Genomic DNA, 19752 nt, shown 5'->3' on the forward strand with positions numbered 1-19752 from the left:
GGTCGGGATGAGCGTAAGTCGTACGGTGATCGTCCGGCTCGTGATGGTGAGCGTAAGCCGTTCAGCAGCGATCGTGGTGAGCGTAAGCCGTTCGCTGGTCGTGACGATCGTGGTGAGCGTCGTTCGTTCGGCGGTGGTCGGGATGAGCGTAAGCCGTTCAACAGTGACCGTGGCGACCGCAAGCCTTATGCCGGTCGGGATGAGCGTAAGTCGTACGGTGATCGTCCGGCTCGTGATGGTGAGCGTAAGCCGTTCAGCAGCGATCGTGGCGACCGCAAGCCGTTCGCTGGTGGCGATGACCGTGGAGCCCGTAAGCCGTTCCGCAAGGACTCAGATCGACGTCCGTCGTCTGGCCGTCCGTTCCGGAGCAATGATTCCCGGAGCAATGACCGGGCCCGAGGCGCCGAGGAAGCACCGGTTACCGAGCGCAAGCACAACGCCCGCGACCTGCGCAGCGCAAACCGCGCAGATCGGGAACGGTCACCGGAAATTGATGATGACGTCACAGGTCAGGAGCTGGACAAGGTCACCCGAGCCCAGCTGCGCAACCTCGAAGAGGTCAATGGTGAATGGGTTTCCAAGCACCTGGTGATGGCCGGACGGCTGATCGACACCGATCCGGAGCTGGCTTTCCAGCACGCTCTCGCTGCCAGCCGCCGCGGCGGACGCATGGCGGCAGTCCGTGAAGCGGTGGCCCTGACGGCTTACGCCGCGGGGGAGTTTGGCGACGCGCTGCGCGAGTTCCGCACCCACCGGCGGATCAGCGGTTCCAACGAATACCTGGCCATGATGGCTGACTGCGAACGCGGCCTGGGCCGTCCTGACCGTGCGCTGGACCTGGCCCGCTCAGAAGAAGCGGCGGAAATGGATCCTGCCGGCAAGGTGGATATGGCGATCGCAGCCTCCGGTGCCCGGATGGATATGGAACAGTACGACGCCGCCGTCCACGCCCTGGAAATTCCGCAGCTGGATAAGAACCGTGCGTTCTCCTACAGCCCCCGGCTGTTCCGCGCCTACGCTGATGCCCTGGAGCTCGCAGGCCGCGGCGGCGAAGCTGAGCCTTGGCGCCGGCAGGCGCTGCTGGCCGAAAGTGTGCTGGGCATGGGAGAGTTCGCTGAGCCCGAGATTATGGACCTGGGCGACGACGACGAAGCGCCCGCCAAGCCGCGGTTCCGCCGGGACAGCGAAGGGAACTCCGCCGAAGGGGACACCGGTGCCTCCGCTGAGGACCGCTCCGGCAACTATGCGCAGGCTCCTGAGGCTGCCGTTCCGGAATCTGAAGAGGACGAGTCCGACGACGCCCTTCCCGGCGACGAGCGTGAAGCCCTCCTCGGTGCGGAAGAAGCCGAGGAATCCGAGGACACCGCGGATACTGAACACGATGTGAGGACCGAGGACACCGCGGGTCGTCATGACTAAGGCGCTGGTAGAGAACTTCGACGCGGTCTTTGCGGACCTCGACGGCGTTGTTTATGCCGGACCGCATGCCATTCCGGGTGCACCGGAGGCGCTGCAGGGGCTCGAAGCTGCCGGTATCAAGCTGGCCTACGTTACGAATAACGCTTCCCGCTCCTCGGAGACCGTTGCGGAGCATCTGCGGGAGCTGGGGGCGCCGGCCACTGCGGAGACCGTGTTCGGCTCCGCACAGGCTGGAGCCGAGCTGCTCGCCGGCCTGATCCCTGCCCGAAGCCGGGTCCTGGTGACCGGCAGCGCCACGCTGGCCGACCAGGTCCGCGCTCAGGACCTGGAACCGGTGAGTTCCGCGGATGATGAGCCGGTGGCTGTTATCCAGGGCTTCGATCCGGGGCTGGGCTGGAAAGACCTGGCGGAGACGGCCTTCGCCGTCGCCGCCGGCGCCGTCTGGGTCGCAACGAACACGGATCTCTCCATCCCGCAGGCCCGCGGCATCGCACCGGGCAATGGCACCCTGGTTGCGGCGGTAGCGGCTGCCACGGGCAGGACGCCGCTGGTCGCGGGGAAGCCTGAGGCGCCCTTGTTCACGACGGCGGCCCGTCACCTCGGTGTCTCGCGGCCGCTCGTCGTCGGCGACCGCCTGGATACCGACATCCTCGGCGGCAACACTGCGGGTTATGCGTCAGCACTGGTGCTCACCGGGGTGGACAGCCCCGCCACCGCGCTGGCAGCCCGCACCGCGGAACGGCCGGTCCACCTGATCCCGAATCTGGCTGCCCTCTATGAGCCCTACCCTCAGGTGGTCCGGGCCGGGGAAGGATTCCGCTGCGGGGATGCCCTGGCCCGCGTCACGGGCGGCGCGGTGGAAATTACCGCGCCTGAAGAGTCTCTTGACGGATGGCGGGCTGCCTGCGCCGCGTGGTGGGAAGCCCACCCCGACGCTCCGGTGGCGACCAGCCCTGAAGTCCGCTGGACTGTCGGCAGCGGCAGTTAGGCTTTGTCCGTGGACAAAAACGATGAGGAACCGGGCACGGACGCGGCTCCGGACACCGAAACCGGCCCCGCCGCCCGGGAAGGCACTCCCGGGCGCATCCCGGGCGGTCCGGTCCTGACCGGCGATCCCCGAGTGGACGCTGTCCTGGCCGGGCTGGACCGGGTGCCCGATCTCCCGGTGGCAGAACACGCTGCCCTCTATGCCGGACTCCATGACGGGCTGCTCGCGGCCTTGAACGAGGAGCCGCCGGGCATCAAGGGGAGCCCCGTTCCCGGTCCGGGAGCCGGGTAGCCGTGGCCAGGCTTGACCAGGAACTCGTGACCCGGGGGTTTGCCCGCTCCCGTACCCATGCCGCAAAACTCATCGCAGCCGGCCGCGTCGCCCGCGGCGGCACTGTCCTGACCAAACCCTCGGCGTCCATCCAGCCGGATGACCAGCTGAGCGTCGCGGACGACGGCGGTCCGGATTACGTCAGCAGGGCAGGGCACAAACTTGCCGGCGCGCTGGCCGCCTTTCCCGGGGTGTCGCCCGCCGGGCTTCGGTGCCTCGACGCCGGTGCCTCCACGGGCGGATTCACGGATGTGCTGCTGCGTTCCGGGGCAAAGGAAGTCGCGGCCGTGGACGTCGGCCATGGCCAGCTGGTGGACTCGCTTCGTGCTGATCCCCGGGTCCGTGTTTTCGAAGGGATGAACGTCCGGTACTTCACCCCGGACCAGATCGGCGGCACCGTGGAGCTCACGGTCGCAGACCTGAGTTTTATTTCGCTGACCATGGTTGTCGGACCGTTGGCCGCGGCCACGGCCCCCGGTGGCAGCCTGCTGCTGATGGTCAAGCCGCAGTTCGAGGTTGGCCGCGAACTGCTGGGCCGCACCGGCGTGGTTACCGACCCGGCCCGGCACCGCCTGGCAGTGGAGCGCGTGGCGGAGGCCGCCGTCGGCGCGGGTCTGGAAATTGCCGGAATCGCCCGCAGTCCGTTGCCCGGGCAGAACGGGAATGTGGAATTCTTTATGTGGATGACGGTCCCAGAGAGTTCCGTCCGGGCTGCCGCTGATCGTTCAGCGGCAGCATCAGCGCTGGTCAGTTCCGTCTTCCACGAACCTTCCCAGGAAGTTCCGGCGTTTGCGGAGGTGCCGGAAGGCATAGAAGACTGACCGGACGGCAACACACTTGCTCCCCCGTGGGCAGAACAGGACTGGAAAGATATGAGCAGACGAATACTGGTGCTCGCGCACACCGGCCGGAAGGCCGCCATGGCTGCGGCCCAGGAAGTCTGCACCCAGCTGCACGCCGCCGGGCTGACCCCGGTAATGCGCTCCCAGGACCTGGAGGACATCCAGGCCGAATACGGGCAGCTCACGGCGCCAACCGAGATCCTGCACGACGACGTCCCGCTCGATGGGGTGGACCTGGGCATGGTGCTCGGCGGCGATGGCACCATCCTGCGCGCCGCGGAGCTGGTGCGGGGGACCGGGGTTCCGCTGCTCGGCGTGAACCTGGGGCACGTGGGTTTCCTGGCCGAAAGCGAACGCGAAGACCTGGAAAAGACCGTGCGGTGGGTCGTGGACCGGTCCTACACCGTCGAAGAGCGCATGACGATCGACGTCAAGGTCTGGCTGGACAGCAAGCTGCTGGCCCATACCTGGGCCCTGAACGAAGCAGCTGTGGAGAAAGCCGACCGCCAGCGCATGCTGGAGATCGTGATGGAGGTGGACGCGCGCCCCATTTCTTCCTTCGGCTGCGACGGCGTGGTCATGGCCACCCCGACAGGCTCCACTGCTTACGCCTTTTCGGCCGGCGGCCCTGTGGTCTGGCCGGAGGTGGAAGCCCTGCTCATCACCCCGATCAGCGCCCACGCCGTGTTCTCCCGGCCCCTGGTTGTGGCACCGGAATCGATTCTTGCGGTGGAGATCCTTGCCCGGAACGCAGCTAACGGTGTGCTCTGGTGCGACGGACGGCGCAGTTACGATCTTCCGCCCGGAGCCCGGGTTGAAGTCACCCGGTCGGCCGTGCCGGTGCGCCTGGCACGAACCCATGAAACTCCGTTCTCGGAACGGCTGGTCCGCAAGTTCCAGCTGCCCACGCAGGGCTGGCGCGGACCCATGAACCATCCTGCAGACGCAGACGCAGACGCAGACGCAGGCGGAGGAGTAATTCCGTGATTGAGGAAATACGCATTCGGGACCTTGGTGTCATCACCGATGCCACGCTGACGCTGGGGAGCGGGTTTACCGTGGTCACCGGCGAAACCGGTGCCGGCAAGACCATGGTGATCACCGCCCTGGGGCTCCTGCTGGGAGCCAGGTCGGACGCCGGGGCCGTGCGCACCGGTGCCAAATCCGCGCTGGCCGAAGCCGTGGTCCGGCTCCCGGAGCAAAGCCCGGCCGTGCTGCGTTCCGTGGAAGCCGGAGCCGAGATCGAAGCCTGCGACGGCGGTGTCGAACTCCTGGTGGCCCGCACCGTCAATGCCGACGGCCGCAGCCGCGCCCACCTGGGCGGCAGGGCGGCCCCCGTCGGTGTCCTGGGGGAAGTGGGCAGCCACCTCGTTGCCGTGCACGGGCAGACCGACCAGCTGCGGCTGAAGAGTGCCGCGGCCCAGCGCGAGGCACTGGACAAGTACGCGGGGGAGTCCCTGCGCACTGCGCTGGAGGAATACCGCACCGGGTACGCCCGCTGGCGGGCAGCTGCCGCGGAGCTCTCCGAGCTGCGGGAGACCGCACGGGAACGGCTCCGGGAGGCGGAGTTCCTGGCAGCCTCGCTGGAAGAAATCGACGCGGTGGCACCCGAGCCGGCGGAAGACGAAACGCTGAAGACCGAGGCCATGCGCCTGGGCAACATCGAAGAGCTCCGGACCGCGTCCGTCAAAGCGCACGAGGCCCTGGTGGCCGGGGACTTCGCCGACGGTTCCGACGCGACGTCCCTGGTGGACGCCGCCAAGCGCCAGCTTGAGCAGGCCGGAGAGCATGACCCCGCCCTGGCGCAGGCCGGCCAGCGGCTGGCCGAGGTCGGCTACATTCTGACGGACATCGCTGCGGAACTCTCCAGTTACAGTGCCTCGCTCGACGGCGAGGGGCCGGGCCGGCTGGCTGAAGTGGAGTCCCGGCGGGCTGAGCTGGCAACGCTGGTGCGCAAGTATGCGCCGTCCATCGACGAGGTCCTGGAATGGGCCGAAACCAGCCGGGTTCGGCTGGCGGACCTGGGTGACGACGGCAACCGGATTGAATCCCTGGAAGCCGAGCTCACCGAACTCGAGGCCAGGCTCCGCGACCAGGCTGCCGGACTGACGAAACTGCGCACCGAGGCCGCGGGGGAACTCTCCAGCCGGGTAAGCGCCGAACTCGCCGCCCTGGCCATGCCGGACGCCCGCCTGGTCATCAACGTGGAGAACACCGGCGAGATGGGACCGCACGGCGCGGACACCATCGAATTTCTCCTCGCCCCGCATCCCGGAGCGCCGCCGCGTCCGCTGGGCAAGGGTGCATCCGGTGGTGAACTCTCCCGGGTGATGCTCGCGATCGAAGTGGTGCTGGCCGAAGTGGACCCTGTCCCGACGTTTGTCTTCGACGAGGTTGACGCCGGCGTCGGCGGCAAGGCGGCCATCGAAATCGGCCGGCGGCTGGCTATGCTGGCCCGGCACGTTCAGGTCATCGTGGTGACGCACCTCCCGCAGGTGGCGGCCTTCGCCGGCCACCACATCCGCGTGATTAAAACCTCAACCTCGGCAGGTGACGGATCCGGCGTAACCGCCAGTGACGTCGTCGTGCTGGACCGCGAGGCCCGGATCAGGGAACTGGCCCGGATGCTCGCAGGCCACGAGGACTCGGAGTCGGCCCGTGCCCACGCCGAGGAACTGCTGGCGACGGCTGCCGTCCCCGCTGAAGCAACGACACAGACCAACAAAAGGTGATAGGCTCGAATTCCGTGGTGCAGCGATCAAATCCCAGGTTTCCCAAGTCGTCTTCTACGACCAAACACATCTTCGTCACCGGTGGCGTGGCGTCCTCCCTTGGTAAGGGACTGACGGCTTCCAGCCTCGGTCACCTGCTTCGGGCACGCGGCCTCTCCGTGACCATGCAAAAGCTCGATCCCTATCTCAACGTGGATCCGGGCACAATGAACCCCTTCCAGCACGGTGAAGTCTTCGTGACCGATGACGGCGCCGAAACGGACCTCGACATCGGCCACTACGAGCGCTTCCTCGACGAGAGCCTCGACGGGTCGGCCAACGTGACCACCGGCCAGGTGTACTCCACCGTCATTGCCAAGGAACGACGCGGCGAATACCTCGGTGACACTGTCCAGGTCATTCCGCACATCACCGACGAGATCAAGCGCCGGATGCGCCTGCCCTCCGAGGCTAGGAAGCACCCTGACGTCATCATCACCGAAATCGGCGGCACGGTCGGGGACATCGAGTCCCAGCCGTTCCTCGAAGCGGCACGCCAGGTGCGCCAGGACATCGGCCGGAACAACGTCTTCTTCCTGCACGTCTCCCTGGTTCCGTACATCGGCCCGTCGCAGGAACTGAAGACCAAGCCGACCCAGCACTCCGTGGCAGCCCTGCGCTCCATCGGCATCCAGCCGGACGCGATCGTCATCCGCTCGGACCGCCCGGTGCCGGACGCCATGCGGGACAAGATCGGCCGCATGTGCGACGTCGACGTCGATGCCGTGATTGGCTGCCCGGATGCCCCGAGCATCTACGACATCCCCAAGACCCTGCACTCGCAGAACCTGGACGCGTACATCGTCCAGCACCTGGGCCTGAAGTTCAAGGACGTCGACTGGACCAAGTGGGACCGTCTGCTTGAGGCCGTGCATAACCCCAAGCACCATGTGGAGGTGGCGCTGGTCGGCAAGTACATCGACCTGCCCGATGCCTACCTTTCCGTTACCGAGGCCCTGCGTGCCGGCGGATTCGCCAACAACACCAAGGTTAAGATCCGCTGGGTCCCCTCCGATGACTGCGCCACCGAAGAAGGCGCCCGCAAGGCCCTCGCCGGCGTCGACGCCATCTGCGTTCCCGGCGGCTTCGGCATCCGCGGCCTCGAAGGCAAACTCGGTGCCCTGAAGTTCGCCCGCGAAAACAAGCTGCCGACCCTGGGCCTGTGCCTTGGTCTGCAGAGCATGGTCATCGAGTACGCCCGCAACGTGGTCGGCCTCGAAGGTGCTTCCTCCAGCGAATTCGAACCGGACACCAAGTACCCGGTGATCGCAACCATGGCGGAGCAGAAGGAAATCGTGGCTGGCCAGGGCGACATGGGCGGCACCATGCGCCTGGGCCTTTGGGACGCGAAGCTCGACGAAGGCTCTGTTGTGGCCAAGACGTACGGCAAGACCGCCGTCGCCGAACGCCACCGCCACCGCTACGAGGTCAATAACGCCTACCGTGAGCAGATCGCCGAAGCCGGCCTGGTCTTCTCCGGCACTTCCCCGGACGGTGCCCTCGTGGAGTTCGTTGAACTGCCGGAGGATGTCCACCCGTACTACGTCTCCACTCAGGCGCACCCGGAACTGAGCTCGCGTCCCACCCGGCCGCACCCGCTCTTCGCCGGACTGGTCAGGGCCGCCCTGGCACACCAGGGCGCGGAGGCGTAAGCAACATGAGCGAAGACCGGGGGTTCGCCGACGAACAAAGTCCGCGACGGCTGCTGGAATCCACAGTTGCCTACAGCGGTCCCATCTGGGACGTGGTGAAGGAAAAATTCACCCTGACTGACGACGGCGAGCCCCTGGTCCGCGACTTCATCGCGCACCCCGGTGCCGTGGCCATTTTGGTCATGAACGACGCCGGCCAGGTGCTGCTGATTAACCAGTACCGGCATCCGGTGCGCATGACGCTCTGGGAAATCCCGGCCGGCCTGCTGGATGTGGAGGGTGAAGACTACCTGGCCGCCGCCGTGCGCGAGCTGGCCGAGGAGGCCGACCTGGTGGCCGAGGACTGGAACGTCCTCACGGATCTGTTCCTCTCGCCCGGGTCGTCGCGCGAAGAGCTGCGCATTTACCTTGCCCGGGGGCTGCACGAGATTCCCGAAGCGGAACGCCACGAACGTTTCCACGAGGAAGCCGAAATCAAGATGCTCTGGGTCGACCTGGATGACGCCGTCACGGCCGTCCTCGAAGGCCGCCTGCACAGCCCTTCGGCGGCCGCCGCCGTCCTGGCCGCAGCTGCTGCGCGCCCGTCCGGCTATAAGAACCTCCGGCCAGCCGACGCGCCGTGGCCGGAGCATCACTCGGAGCACCACGCCTGGCCCAACGGTTCTGTCCGCTAGGGGAATGGGTGCCCACCGCCGTCCCCGCCGCAGGCAGCGGCCCCGGTAGCCGGTCCGCGCAGGACCGGACTTCCATCAACGACACGATCGACCTGGTCCTGCAGTCCCAGCTCAATCCCACCCTCATCCTGGAGACCTCGGAGCTGACGGCCGGGGCCGTTGCCGCTTCGACCCCCGCCACCGGGGGAGCCAGGGGGCCGGCTGAGGAACCCACTGGGGAGAGTGCCGCGCCTCCGGAGCCCGCAGGCGCCGCACGCACCGCCGCGCGCAGCTCCCGGTCAGCCGAGGAGGAGCTGCGCTCCACCGCCGTGGGACGGGCGATCGGCAGCTACCTCCAGCACATGGCCGTTGAACGCGGGCTGGCCAGGAATACCGTTGACGCCTACCGCCGCGACCTGCTCCGGTACGCCCGGTTCCTAGCCGCCGGCGGCCGCACCGACGTCACAGCCATAACCCGTCATGACGTCACCGCGTTCGCCCGGTCGATCGTTGAAGGCTCGGACGGCTCCGCAGCGCTGAGCATCCGGTCGGCTGCCCGGACCATTGTGGCGGTCCGCGGCCTGCACAAGTTCTGGGCGCTCGAAGGCCTAACCCCGGTGGATCCGGCGAGCGACGTCCATCCGCCGATGCCGGGCAAACGCCTGCCCAAGGCGATCAGCGTCAACGAAGTCACCCGCATGCTCGAGGCCATTCCACTCGATACGCCTACCGGCCTGCGCGACCGCGCCCTGCTCGAATTCCTCTACTCCACGGGCGCCCGCATCAGCGAGGCCGTGGGGCTGGACATCGATGACCTGTCCCTCGAACGGATCCCTGCCAACGGCCCCGACGTCGTGCGCCTTTTCGGCAAGGGGTCGAAGGAACGCCTGGTGCCGCTGGGCTCCTACGCCGCCCGCGCACTGGACGAATACCTGGTCCGTGGCCGGCCCGGTGCGGCTGCCAAAGGCAAAGGCACTCCGGCGCTGTTCCTCAATGCCCGCGGCGGACGGCTGAGCCGGCAAAGCGCCTGGACCATCCTGAAAGCGGCTGCTGAACGCGCCAAAATCGACCGGGATGTTTCTCCGCACACCCTGCGGCATTCCTTCGCCACCCACCTGCTGGAAGGTGGAGCCGACGTGCGCGTGGTCCAGGAACTGCTGGGTCACGCATCGGTGACCACCACGCAGGTTTACACCCTGGTCACCGCCGACACGCTGCGCGAAGTCTACGCAGCCGCCCACCCCCGCGCACTGTGAGCTGGGCGCCGGGCTGAGTCCAGCCGCAGGTCAGCCTGCAGGCGCCTTGGACGCGGCACGGACCACGGACTCAAGGAACCCCGGGAAGGCTTCCTCAAGATCATCGCGCCGCAGCACGTTCATGCGCGCGGTGCCGGAGTAGTACTGGTGGATTACCCCTGCCTGACGCAGCGCAGTGAAGTGATGCGTAGCGGTGGATGGGTGGACCGGCAGATCGAACGAGCCACAGCGAAGCTCGGTCGAGCCCTCAGCGAGCTGGACGACAATCGCCAAACGAATCGGATCCGCTATGGCGTTCAGGACCCGGGAAAAATCGAAGTCAGCCAGTTCAGGCTCATCGGTAATGTCCCGTCGAGGCGCCATGTCCTACCTTCCATACTGTCCCCGGCTGCGGTACAGACGGGCCTCACTAGGATAGCCTGCCCCGGCCTCTGCTCCAGCATTATTTGATTCCAGTCTATTTTGATAACTATCAAACTAATGGTTACTGTTGACTCCTGCCCGGCGGCCGACGGCTCGCCGCGGCGGCAAAGCACCCCCATGAACATGAAGGATCAACAGCATGCGCGCCTGGACACTCGACAACTTCGGACTCGAAAACCTGAACCTTCGCGAGGTGGACGTACCTTCCCCGGCACCGCACGAAGTGCTGGTCAAGGTCTCCGCAGTATCGCTGAACTACCGGGACAAGGCACTGGTGGATGGCATCTATGCTCCGGAAAAAATGCCGAAGGGACTGATCCCCGGGGCGGATTCGGCCGGAACGGTCGCCGCGGTGGGCAGGGACGTGACAAAGGTCGCCGTGGGCGACCGTGTAACCTCCCATTTCTACTCCACTTGGCAGGACGGGCCCTGGTTGCCCGAATACGCGGACTTCCAGTTGGGTGGACCGCTGGATGGTGGTCTGGCCGAGTATCAGCTCCTTAGTGAGGACAGTGTCGTCCCGACGCCGCCGGACATGACCGACGTTGAAGCCGCCACCTTGCCGATCGCGGGACTGACCCCTTGGTTTGCCATGCGTGAATACAGGAACCTGAAGGCGGGGGATTCGGTCCTCATCCAAGGCACCGGCGGCGTGTCCATCTTTGCCATCCAGCTCGCGTCCGCCATGGGTGCCCGGATAATTGTGACCTCGAGCAGTGACGAGAAACTGCTCCGTGCCCGGGAGCTGGGTGCAACTGACACCATCAACTACCGCACATCCCCGGACTGGGCCGGCGCCGTCCTGGAACTAACGGACGGTGCAGGCGTGGATGTTGTTCTTGACGTGGTGGGCGGCGACGGGCTGCGGAACTCAGTTCGTGCAGCCAAGGGGAACGGACTGGTTGCTGTCATCGGATTCCTCGATGGCCAGACGACAACTCTCGACCTCATGGATGTGATCTGGCACCAAACACAGATCCAGGGCATCGCTGTTGGCCACCGGCGTTCCTTCAATGACCTCGTCCGCTTCCTGGATAAGCACGCGATTCACCCGGTCATCGATTCCGTCTTCCCATTCGAGGAGGCCCCCCGCGCCTATGAGAAGCTGGCCCAGGGCGCCTTCGGCAAGATTGTCATTGAGGTGGCGTGATGAGCTCGTGAGGGTCCAGGGATGCGGATCCCGGATCTACAGACAGCGGTAGATTGGGGGGATGCTCAGACACCCTCAAGTCTCACCGGTCGTCCTGTGCTTCCTGTTCCGCGAAACCCCGGACGGCGGGCAGGAAGTACTGCTGGGCCTGAAGAAGACGGGGTTCGGCGTCGGCCGGATTGTCACCCTTGGCGGGCACGTCGAGCCGGGGGAGACCGCTGCGCAGGCCGCTGTGCGGGAAGTCTTCGAGGAATCCGGGGTCTCCGTGGCAGAGGAGGACCTCGAACCTGCTGGAAGCATTGAGTTCATGTTCCCGGCCCGGCCGGACTGGGACATGTCCACCGTGGTCTACCGCACCTGGAACTGGTCCGGGGAACCGGCGCCGTCCACGGAAATCACGCCTGCCTGGTATTCCGTGGACGCCGTGCCGTATGCGCAGATGTGGGAAGACTCAGCGTACTGGCTGCCCAAGGTCATCGCCGGTGACTACTTCGCCGCCGCCGTCACCCTCGCACCGGACAACGAGTGCGTGGGCAGCGTCGTCTTTTCCTGACGCCGCTGCGGTATGCCGTTCTGCTGCCACTTTGGAACTTTGCTCCGCGGCGCTCTGGCAGCAAAGTCCCAAAGTGGCAGCAACACCTCAGCCAGGCGCGTGAGCGGCCAAGCTAGCCCAGGTGCCGCTCGTCCGCGCCGTTGTATTCGCTCAGCGGCCGGATCAGCGCGTTGGCTTCTAGCTGTTCCATGATGTGCGCCGTCCACCCGGTGATCCGCGCCGCGACGAACAGCGGCGTGAAGGTGGCGGTGTCGAAGCCCATCAGGTGGTAGGCCGGGCCTGCAGGGTAGTCGAGGTTCGGCAGGATGTTCTTCCGCTCGGCCATCGCTGATTCCAGGGCCGTGTAGAGCTCGCCCAGGTCCGGCCGGTCGTAGTGCTTGACCATGGCGTCCAGGGAGGCCTTCATGGTCGGTACCCGGGAGTCGCCGTTTTTGTAGACCCGGTGGCCAAAGCCCATGATCTTCTTTTTATCCGCCAGCGCCGAGTCCAGCCAGGCCGCGGCGTGGGCCGCGACGTCGTGGTCCTGGGCGCTGGCGGTAATCTCCTCGAACGTGTGCATCACTGCTTCGTTGGCCCCGCCGTGCAGCGGGCCCTTGAGGGCACCGATGGCGCCGGTCACCGCGGAGTGCAGGTCCGACAGGGTGGAGGTGATCACCCGCGCCGTGAACGTCGAGGCGTTGAAGGAGTGCTCGGCGTACAGGATCATCGAGACGTTGAACGCCTCCACCACCTCCGGCGCGGCTTCCTCGCCGAAGGTCATCCACAGGAAGTTCGCCGCGTAACCGAGGTCTTCCCGCGGTTCCACCAGGTCCTCGCCGCGGCGGCGGCGCTGATCGTAGGCGACGACGGCGGGCATGGCGGCGAACAGGCTGACAGACTTCTCCATGTTGGCCAGCCGGGAGGAGTCCTCGGCCTTTGGATGCTCGGCGCCCAGGACGGACGCCGCTGTCCGGCAGACATCCATCGGGTGGCACGTCGACGGCAGGGCGTCGATCACCGCCTTCAGCTCCGGGGTCAGCGCGCGCTGCGACCGCTCGCCGCTGGTGAACTCCGCAAGTTCCTCCGCGGAGGGGAGTTCGCCGTTCCACAGCAGATAGGCCACTTCTTCGAAGCTGCAGCGGGCCGCGAGCTCCTGGACCGGGTAGCCCCGGTAGAGCAGCGAATTCGTTTCGGGATTTACCTTGGAAATGCTGGTGGTGTCCACCAGCACTCCGGCCAGGCCCTTGTGAATGGTTGTGTCTGTCATCTTTTGGACTCCTTCGTCGTGGTGCGCAGATCAGGGTGGGGCGGCGCCTTCTTCTTGGTGATGGACTCTGGACGGTCAGGTCAGGTCAGGTCAGGTCAGGCCGGGGCCGGTGTGCCGGGGGAGCCTGGGACCTGGAAATTGAACACTGAGGTATCGAAGCGGTTATACGCCTCATAATCCACCAGATCGTACAGGCGCGCACGTGTGAGCATGCTGGGAACCTCTGCCGCCTGCGTGCCGTCGGCCCTGATCGCGTCCAGGGTCCGCTCCGCCGCCCCCATGGCACTGCGCAGCAGGGTCACCGGATAGATGACCATGTTGACGCCGGCGGCGGCGAGCTGGTCATAGGTGAACAGTTCGCTCTTGCCGAATTCGGTCATGTTGGCCAGGATCGGGACGTCGACGGCGGCGCGGATGGCTGCGAACTCGTCCACTGTTTTCATGGCTTCCGGGAAAATCGCATCGGCGCCGGCCTCGACCAGGGCGCGGGCCCGGTCCTGGGCAGCTTCCAGGCCTTCAACGGCGCGGATGTCGGTGCGGGCCATGATCAGGAAGTTCGGATCCCGCCGGGCGTCCGCCGCTGCACGGATCCGCTTGGTGGCGGTGTCCAGGTCCACCACGTTCTTGCCGTCCAGGTGCCCGCAGCGCTTCGGATTGAACTGGTCCTCGATATGGCACCCGGCCAGGCCGGCGTTTTCCAGTTCCTGGATGGTGCGGGCCACGTTCATCGGCTCACCGAAGCCGGTGTCGGCGTCGACAATGGCGGGCAGGTCGCTCATCCGGGCGATCTGCCCGGCGCGCGTGGCGACCTCTGTGAGCGTGGTGAGTCCGATGTCAGGCAGGCCCAGGTCATTGGCGAGGACCGCGCCGGAGATGTAGACGCCGTCGAACCCCTTTTCCTGGATCAGCCGGGCAGAGAGCGGGTTGAAAGCGCCCGGGTACTGCTGCAGCGTGCCGGAGGTGAGCCCTGCGCGCATGGCGAGGCGCTTCTGCTCGGGGGTGGTGGAGGAGTAGAGCATTTAGAACAGTCCCTTCGGTGCTGCTGCCGGATCGATGACGCCGGCGGCTGCGGTGATGTTGAGCTGGTCCAGTTCTCCGGCGGCCAGCTCCGGCAGCCGTTCGGCAGCGGCGATGAAACGGTCGATCTCCTCTTCCGCCACCAGGCCGGCGGCCAGGGTGCGGAACTTGTGGATGTAGTCGGCGCGGACGAAGGGCCGGGCACCCAGCGGATGGGCGTCGGCCACGGCGATCTCATCGGTGATCACGCGGCCGTCGGTCAGGGTGATCTCCACCCGGCCGCCGAAGGCTTTCTCCGCGATGTCCAGGGAGTGGTAGCGGCGGGTCCATTCCGGGTCTTCCACGGTGGTGACCTTGTGCCAGAGCGCCACGGTGTCCGGGCGGCCGGCCCGTTCCGGAGTGTAGGAGTCCACGTGGTGCCATGCGCCGTCCTGCAGGGCCACGGCGAAGATGTAGGGAATGGAATGGTCCAGGGTCTCGCGCGAGGCGGTGGGATCGTACTTCTGTGGATCGTTGGCGCCGGAGCCGATCACGTTGTGGGTGTGGTGCGACGTGGAGATGAGCACCGAGGCCACGTTGGACGGGTTGGTGGCCTCGGGATGTTCGCGGTGGATCCGGCGGGCCAGGTCGATCCAGGCCTGGGCCTGGTACTCCGCGGAGTGTTCCTTGGTGTAGGTGTCCAGAATGGCGCGCTTCGCCTCACCGGGAGCGGGAAGCGGCACCGAGTACGCGGCGTCGGGTCCGTCCAGGAGCCAGGCGATCACACCGTCCTCGCCCTCGTAGATCGGGGTGGGGGAGGTCTGGCCGCGCATCGCGCGGTCCACCGCTTCGACGGCCATCTTGCCGGCGAACGCCGGGGCGTGGGCCTTCCAAGTGGAGATTTCACCCTTGCGGGACTGGCGGGTGGCGGTGGTGGTGTGCAGCGCCTGGCCAACGGCCTGGAAGATGGTTCCGGTGTCCAGTCCCAGCAGGGTGCCGAGGCCGGCGGCGGCGGACGGGCCGAGGTGCGCCACGTGGTCGATCTTGTGTTGGTGAAGGCAGATGGCCTTCACCAGGTTCACCTGGATTTCGTACCCGGTGGCGATGCCGCGCAGCAGATCCGCACCGGAGGCGCCGGTGTGCTGGGCAGCGGCGAGGATCGGCGGAATGTTGTCCCCGGGGTGGGAGTAATCGGCGGCCAGGAACGTGTCGTGATAGTCAAGTTCCCGCACGGCAACCCCGTTGGCCCAGGCCGCCCACTCAGGGGAGGTCTTCTGCCCGACGCCGAAAACGGAGGCTCCGGTTCCGCCCGACGACGGCGCGAAGGACAGTGCCTGCGCGCGGGCCGCCACGATGGGTGCGCGGTTCAGTGAGGCGGCGGCGACCGAGGCGTTGTCGATGATGCGGTTGATCACCATGTCTGCGACGTCGGCGGTCACTTCCACCGGGTCGGCGGCGACTTCGGCGATCTTCCAGGCCAGCTGGTCTTCGCGGGGCAGGTTTTCGTCGCTGCGGTAGACCCGCAGGTTATGGGTTTTCACGAAAAAAGGTCCTCTCGGATTAAGAGCTGGTGGACAGTGTTGAAGTGTTCAAGGCTTTTGTGCAGGTGAACGGCGGTGGCTGCTGCCGCCATCGACGGGTCACCGGCGGCGATCGCGCCGGCAATCGTGGCGTGCTCGGACGCTGTCTCGCGCAGCCGGGCCGGGTTGTCCTTGGCCAGGCGGCGGACCCGGGCCAGGTGCAGGCGCACGTTGCCGAGTGCCTGGGTCAGGTAGGGGTTGGCGGCGGCGGCGTCGATCGCCGAATCAAGGCGTGCCACCAGGGCGTAGTACCCCTGGCGGGCCGGATCTTCCTCCGGGTCAGCATCCAGCCTGGCCGCTGCGGCGTCGAAATCGGTGCGGAGACCCCGGAAAACAGCGGGATCCCGGCGGTTGGCCGCGAGTGAGGCCGCCTGGCATTCCAGGGCCTGACGCAGTTCGAAGAGCGCGCCCACGGTTTCGGCGGAAATGGGCGTGACGACGACGCCGCGTCCGTTGTGCGCTGCGGCGAGTCCGTCCGCGGTGAGCCGGCCGAGGGCCTCGCGCAGGGGAGTGCGGGAGATCCCAAGGCGCTGGGACTGTTCAACTTCCCCCAGCACGGTTCCGGGCGGCAGCCGCCATTCGACAATGTCCTCGCGGAGCATGGCATAGGCGCGGTCGCTGGCCCGCATGGTGTGCTCCCTTCCACAGGATGTGACGCTGCGCACCAGTGTATACACACAATCAGGGAGTGGTGGGAAACTTCCACAACTGCCGACTTCTGGCTGCCACTATGTATACACAGGTGGAAGAATGCCGAAGCGCAACGAGAACCCGTGTGAAGCCTTGCACGGTCTGGATGCGCCCTGGTCTGACAGGATGGGAACGGCCAGGCCGTGCGCCGGACTGGGCCCCGGCGGTGCTGGGACATAAGGAAACTGAGACCAAGGGAATGGGGCCCACACAGGTGCTGGGAGTTGTTGAGGGATTCGCGGTCGTACTGATCATCGTGGTGGTGGGCTACGCTGCCGCGGCCTTCCGGCTCGGCGGCGGAAAGGACCTGAAGCCGGCGCTGACCGCGGTGATCTACTACATCACCAACCCCGCCCTGATGTTCATTCTCCTGGCCGAAGCTCCCGTGCAGCAGGTGCTGGGGACGCTGGCTCCGGCCGCACTCGTGACCACTGCGGTGTGCGGGCTGCTCTACGCCCTGGTAGCGAAGGTTTTCCTGCGCCGCAACGCTGCTGATACCGCGGTGGGCGCGATGGGCGCCTCTTATGTCAATGCCGGGAACATCGGCCTGCCGATCGCGCTCTATGCGGTGGGCAGTGCCACGCCAGTGGTGTCCGTGCTGGTTGCGCAGCTGCTCATCGTGGCGCCGGCTTACCTCGCCCTGTTCACGTTCACCGCGCGGCGGCAGGCGCTCGCCCGGGAACGGCTTGCAGCGGGGCCTGGCGCACTGGCAGCGCCGGCACGCCGCCGCAGTCCGCTGGGCGCAGTCAAGGCAGCCCTGCTGCCTTTCGCCAACCCGGCGACCATCGGCACCGTCGCCGGGCTCGCCGCCGCCCTGACCGGCGCCAACCTGCCCACCGTGGTGTGGGAGCCGCTGTCCCTGCTGGGGCACGCCTCCGTTCCCCTGCTGCTGCTGGTGTTCGGAATGAGCCTGTACGGCCAGCGGCCACTCGCTGACGGGTCGGTCCGGGCCGACATCATCACTGCCACAATGCTCAAGGTCGTGGTTGCACCGCTGGTGGGCTACGCCGTCGCGCGCTGGATCTTTGGCCTGGAAGGGGAAGCCCTCTTCGGTGCCGTGGTGATGAGCGCCCTGCCCACGGCGCAGAACGTCTACCTTTTCGCCAGCCAGTTCGGCATGAAGTCCGTGATTGCCCGGGACGTTGTGTTCCTGACCTCCTTCCTCTCCTTCCCGGTGATCCTGCTCGTCGCCTTCTGGCTCGCCTGATACCTCCGTGCCCTACCATGGCCGGAACGGCACCGGCACGCCGGGACCTGGCGGGCCGTGAATCAAGGAGGATTCCATGGGCACCGAAGGCTACGCAGAAACCTACGCCGCTTCGAGCGAAGATCCGGAGAAATTCTGGCTCCATGCCGCGGCGCTGGTGGACTGGGATGTGGCTCCGGCCAAGGCCCTGGACGACAGCAGGCCGCCCTTTTACCGCTGGTTCCCGGACGGGATGGTGAACACCAGCTTCAACGCGCTGGACCGGCACGTGCTCGCCGGCCACGGGAACCGGGCGGCCCTGGTCTATGACTCCGCCATGCTGGGCCTGGCGCGCACCTACACCTACGCCGAGCTGCTGGCCGAGGTGGAGACCTTCGCCGGGGTCCTGCATGGCCAGGGCATCCGCGCCGGGGACCGGGTGGTCATCTACCTGCCCATGATCCCGGAGGCGGTCATCGCGATGCTGGCCACCGCCCGGCTGGGCGCGGTGCACTCGGTGGTCTTCGGTGGATTCGCCGCGGCCGAGCTGGCGGCGCGGATCGACGACGCCAAGCCCGACGCCGTCATCACCGCCAGCGGCGGTCTGGAACCCAAACGCCGTGTGGAGTACCTCCCCGCCGTTGCCGAGGCCCTGGAGACTGCCAAACACCGGGTACGCGGCGTCGTGGTGGCTGCCCGGGAAGGGTTTGCGCACACGGTCTCCGAGTTCGAGGGCGCCGGCGGAGCACACTGGGCGGACTGGGCGCACCTGGCTGCGGACGCACAGCCGCACGGACCGGTCAGTGTGGCGGCCACCGACCCGCTGTACATCCTCTACACCTCCGGCACCACCGGCTCACCCAAGGGGGTGGTGCGGGACAACGGCTCGCACGCCGTCGCGCTGGCCTGGTCAATGGCCAACATTTACGACGCCGGCCCCGGGCAGGTGATGTGGACCGCCTCCGACGTCGGCTGGGTTGTGGGGCACTCCTACATCGTCTACGGGCCGCTGATCGCCGGGGCCACCACGGTGCTTTATGAAGGCAAGCCCGTGGGAACCCCCGACGCCGGCGCGTTCTGGCGGGTGGCAGCGGAGCACAGCGTGGAAGTCCTGTTCACCGCACCGACGGCGCTGCGGGCCATCCGCCGGGCAGATCCGGACCTGGCGCTCGCCGCCGGGCACGATCTCTCCAAGCTGCGGACGCTGTTCGCGGCGGGGGAGCGGCTGGACCCGGAAACCTTCCGCTGGATCTCGGGCGGGCTCGGGATTCCGGTGGTTGACCACTGGTGGCAGACCGAAACCGGCTGGGCCATCTGCGCCAACCCCATGGGCCTGGACCCGCAGCCGCTGAAGGCCGGATCACCTACCTTCCCGGTGCCGGGGTTCCGGCTGCGCGTGGTGGACGGCACCGGGACGGAGGTCTCCGCGGGAACGGAGGGCAACATCGTGCTGGACCTGCCGCTGCCGCCGGGGACCCTGGCGACGCTGTGGGGCAGCGACGAACGGTACCGGGCCTCCTACCTTGAAGCTTTCAAGGGCAGCTACGCCACCGGGGACTCCGGGTATGTGGATGAAGACGGGTACGTGTTCGTGATGGGCCGGACCGATGACGTGATCAACGTGGCCGGGCACCGGCTCTCCACCGGGGCGATCGAACAGGCAGTGGCGAAGCATCCCGACGTGGCGGAATGCGCCGTGATCGGGGTGCGGGACAGTCTTAAGGGCCAGCGGCCGTGCGGCTACGTGGTGCTGAAGGCAGGGTCCGCAGCCACTGAGGCGGACATACAGGCGGCGCTCGCGGACCTGGTCCGCCAGCAGATCGGACCGGTGGCCGACTTCCGCGACGTCCGGGTGGTCGACGGACTCCCCAAGACCCGGTCCGGAAAGATCCTGCGCAAGACCATGCGCCAAATCGCCGACGGCGAGGAATTCTCCGTGCCCTCCACCATTGAGGACCGGTCGGTTTTGGACGCCCTGGTGCCGCTGCTGCGCCCGGCGGTACAAAGAGGGCTTTAG

At 66.9% G+C, this 19752-nt stretch carries 19 protein-coding genes; 14 read left to right on the top strand and 5 right to left on the bottom strand.

The window, feature by feature from the left end:
- From H9638_RS16900 to xerD, 10 genes are all read left to right on the top strand, one after another.
- On the top strand, positions 1-592 hold a 592-nt coding region (locus tag H9638_RS16900; protein WP_225217444.1), incomplete at its 5' end, for a hypothetical protein.
- Positions 592-1419, top strand: coding sequence for a tetratricopeptide repeat protein (locus tag H9638_RS13875; protein ID WP_191748331.1), 828 nt, complete (start codon positions 592-594; stop codon positions 1417-1419). The genes H9638_RS16900 and H9638_RS13875, both read left to right, overlap by 1 nt.
- Positions 1412-2407, top strand: a complete 996-nt coding sequence (locus tag H9638_RS13880; protein ID WP_191748333.1) for an HAD-IIA family hydrolase — start codon at positions 1412-1414, stop codon at positions 2405-2407. The genes H9638_RS13875 and H9638_RS13880 overlap by 8 nt, the downstream gene beginning before the upstream one ends.
- 9 nt (positions 2408-2416) lie before the next feature.
- On the top strand, positions 2417-2698 hold the full coding sequence (locus tag H9638_RS13885) for a hypothetical protein (RefSeq protein WP_191748335.1): 282 nt from the start codon (positions 2417-2419) through the stop codon (positions 2696-2698).
- A gap of 2 nt (positions 2699-2700) precedes the next feature.
- Positions 2701-3558 carry a TlyA family RNA methyltransferase gene (locus tag H9638_RS13890; RefSeq protein ID WP_191748337.1) on the top strand — a complete coding sequence of 286 codons (858 nt, stop codon included), beginning with the start codon at positions 2701-2703 and terminating at the stop codon, positions 3556-3558.
- Between the two features lie 51 nt (positions 3559-3609).
- Complete coding sequence (locus H9638_RS13895) at positions 3610-4566, top strand: NAD kinase (protein ID WP_191748339.1); 957 nt, start codon at positions 3610-3612, stop codon at positions 4564-4566.
- Positions 4563-6311, top strand: a complete 1749-nt coding sequence (gene recN, locus H9638_RS13900) for a DNA repair protein RecN (protein WP_191748341.1) — start codon at positions 4563-4565, stop codon at positions 6309-6311. The genes H9638_RS13895 and recN overlap by 4 nt, the downstream gene beginning before the upstream one ends.
- Positions 6308-8002: a CTP synthase gene (locus H9638_RS13905; protein ID WP_191748344.1), complete on the top strand. Its 1695-nt coding sequence runs from the start codon at positions 6308-6310 to the stop codon at positions 8000-8002. Before recN ends, H9638_RS13905 begins: the two co-directional genes overlap by 4 nt.
- Positions 8003-8007: 5 nt before the next feature.
- The gene (locus tag H9638_RS13910) at positions 8008-8676 is read left to right on the top strand and encodes an NUDIX domain-containing protein (protein WP_191748346.1); all 669 of its coding nucleotides are present in this window, start codon (positions 8008-8010) and stop codon (positions 8674-8676) included.
- A gap of 293 nt (positions 8677-8969) precedes the next feature.
- A complete protein-coding gene (gene xerD, locus H9638_RS13915) occupies positions 8970-9911 on the top strand; it encodes a site-specific tyrosine recombinase XerD (RefSeq protein ID WP_191748648.1) in 942 nt (313 codons plus the stop codon).
- 30 nt (positions 9912-9941) lie between these two features.
- Here the strand turns inward: xerD and H9638_RS13920 are convergent, their stop codons facing one another.
- Complete coding sequence (locus H9638_RS13920; RefSeq protein WP_191748348.1) at positions 9942-10274, bottom strand: ArsR/SmtB family transcription factor; 333 nt, start codon at positions 10272-10274, stop codon at positions 9942-9944.
- 199 nt (positions 10275-10473) lie between these two features.
- Here H9638_RS13920 and H9638_RS13925 point away from each other — a divergent pair, with 199 nt between their 5' ends.
- On the top strand, positions 10474-11484 hold the full coding sequence (locus H9638_RS13925) for a zinc-dependent alcohol dehydrogenase family protein (protein ID WP_191748350.1): 1011 nt from the start codon (positions 10474-10476) through the stop codon (positions 11482-11484).
- Positions 11485-11545: 61 nt separating this feature from the next.
- A complete protein-coding gene (locus H9638_RS13930) occupies positions 11546-12037 on the top strand; it encodes an 8-oxo-dGTP diphosphatase (protein ID WP_191748352.1) in 492 nt (163 codons plus the stop codon).
- A gap of 112 nt (positions 12038-12149) precedes the next feature.
- Here the strand turns inward: H9638_RS13930 and H9638_RS13935 are convergent, their stop codons facing one another.
- The 4 genes from H9638_RS13935 to H9638_RS13950 all read right to left on the bottom strand — a co-directional run bounded on the left by H9638_RS13935 (position 12150) and on the right by H9638_RS13950 (position 16488).
- Positions 12150-13283: a bifunctional 2-methylcitrate synthase/citrate synthase gene (locus H9638_RS13935; protein WP_191748354.1), complete on the bottom strand. Its 1134-nt coding sequence runs from the start codon at positions 13281-13283 to the stop codon at positions 12150-12152.
- Between the two features lie 95 nt (positions 13284-13378).
- Positions 13379-14302, bottom strand: coding sequence for a methylisocitrate lyase (gene prpB / locus H9638_RS13940; RefSeq protein ID WP_191748356.1), 924 nt, complete (start codon positions 14300-14302; stop codon positions 13379-13381).
- A complete protein-coding gene (locus tag H9638_RS13945) occupies positions 14303-15820 on the bottom strand; it encodes an MmgE/PrpD family protein (RefSeq protein WP_191748358.1) in 1518 nt (505 codons plus the stop codon). It lies immediately after the preceding gene.
- On the bottom strand, positions 15817-16488 hold the full coding sequence (locus H9638_RS13950; protein ID WP_191748361.1) for a GntR family transcriptional regulator: 672 nt from the start codon (positions 16486-16488) through the stop codon (positions 15817-15819). Before H9638_RS13950 ends, H9638_RS13945 begins: the two co-directional genes overlap by 4 nt.
- A 260-nt stretch (positions 16489-16748) precedes the next feature.
- Here H9638_RS13950 and H9638_RS13955 point away from each other — a divergent pair, with 260 nt between their 5' ends.
- Positions 16749-17756 (top strand): AEC family transporter, encoded by a 1008-nt coding sequence (locus H9638_RS13955; protein ID WP_225217445.1) that lies wholly within the window; start codon positions 16749-16751, stop codon positions 17754-17756.
- Between the two features lie 76 nt (positions 17757-17832).
- A complete protein-coding gene (locus H9638_RS13960) occupies positions 17833-19752 on the top strand; it encodes an AMP-binding protein (RefSeq protein WP_191748363.1) in 1920 nt (639 codons plus the stop codon).

This window comes from Arthrobacter pullicola, from assembly GCF_014836875.1.
Lineage (GTDB): Bacteria > Actinomycetota > Actinomycetes > Actinomycetales > Micrococcaceae > Arthrobacter_B > Arthrobacter_B pullicola.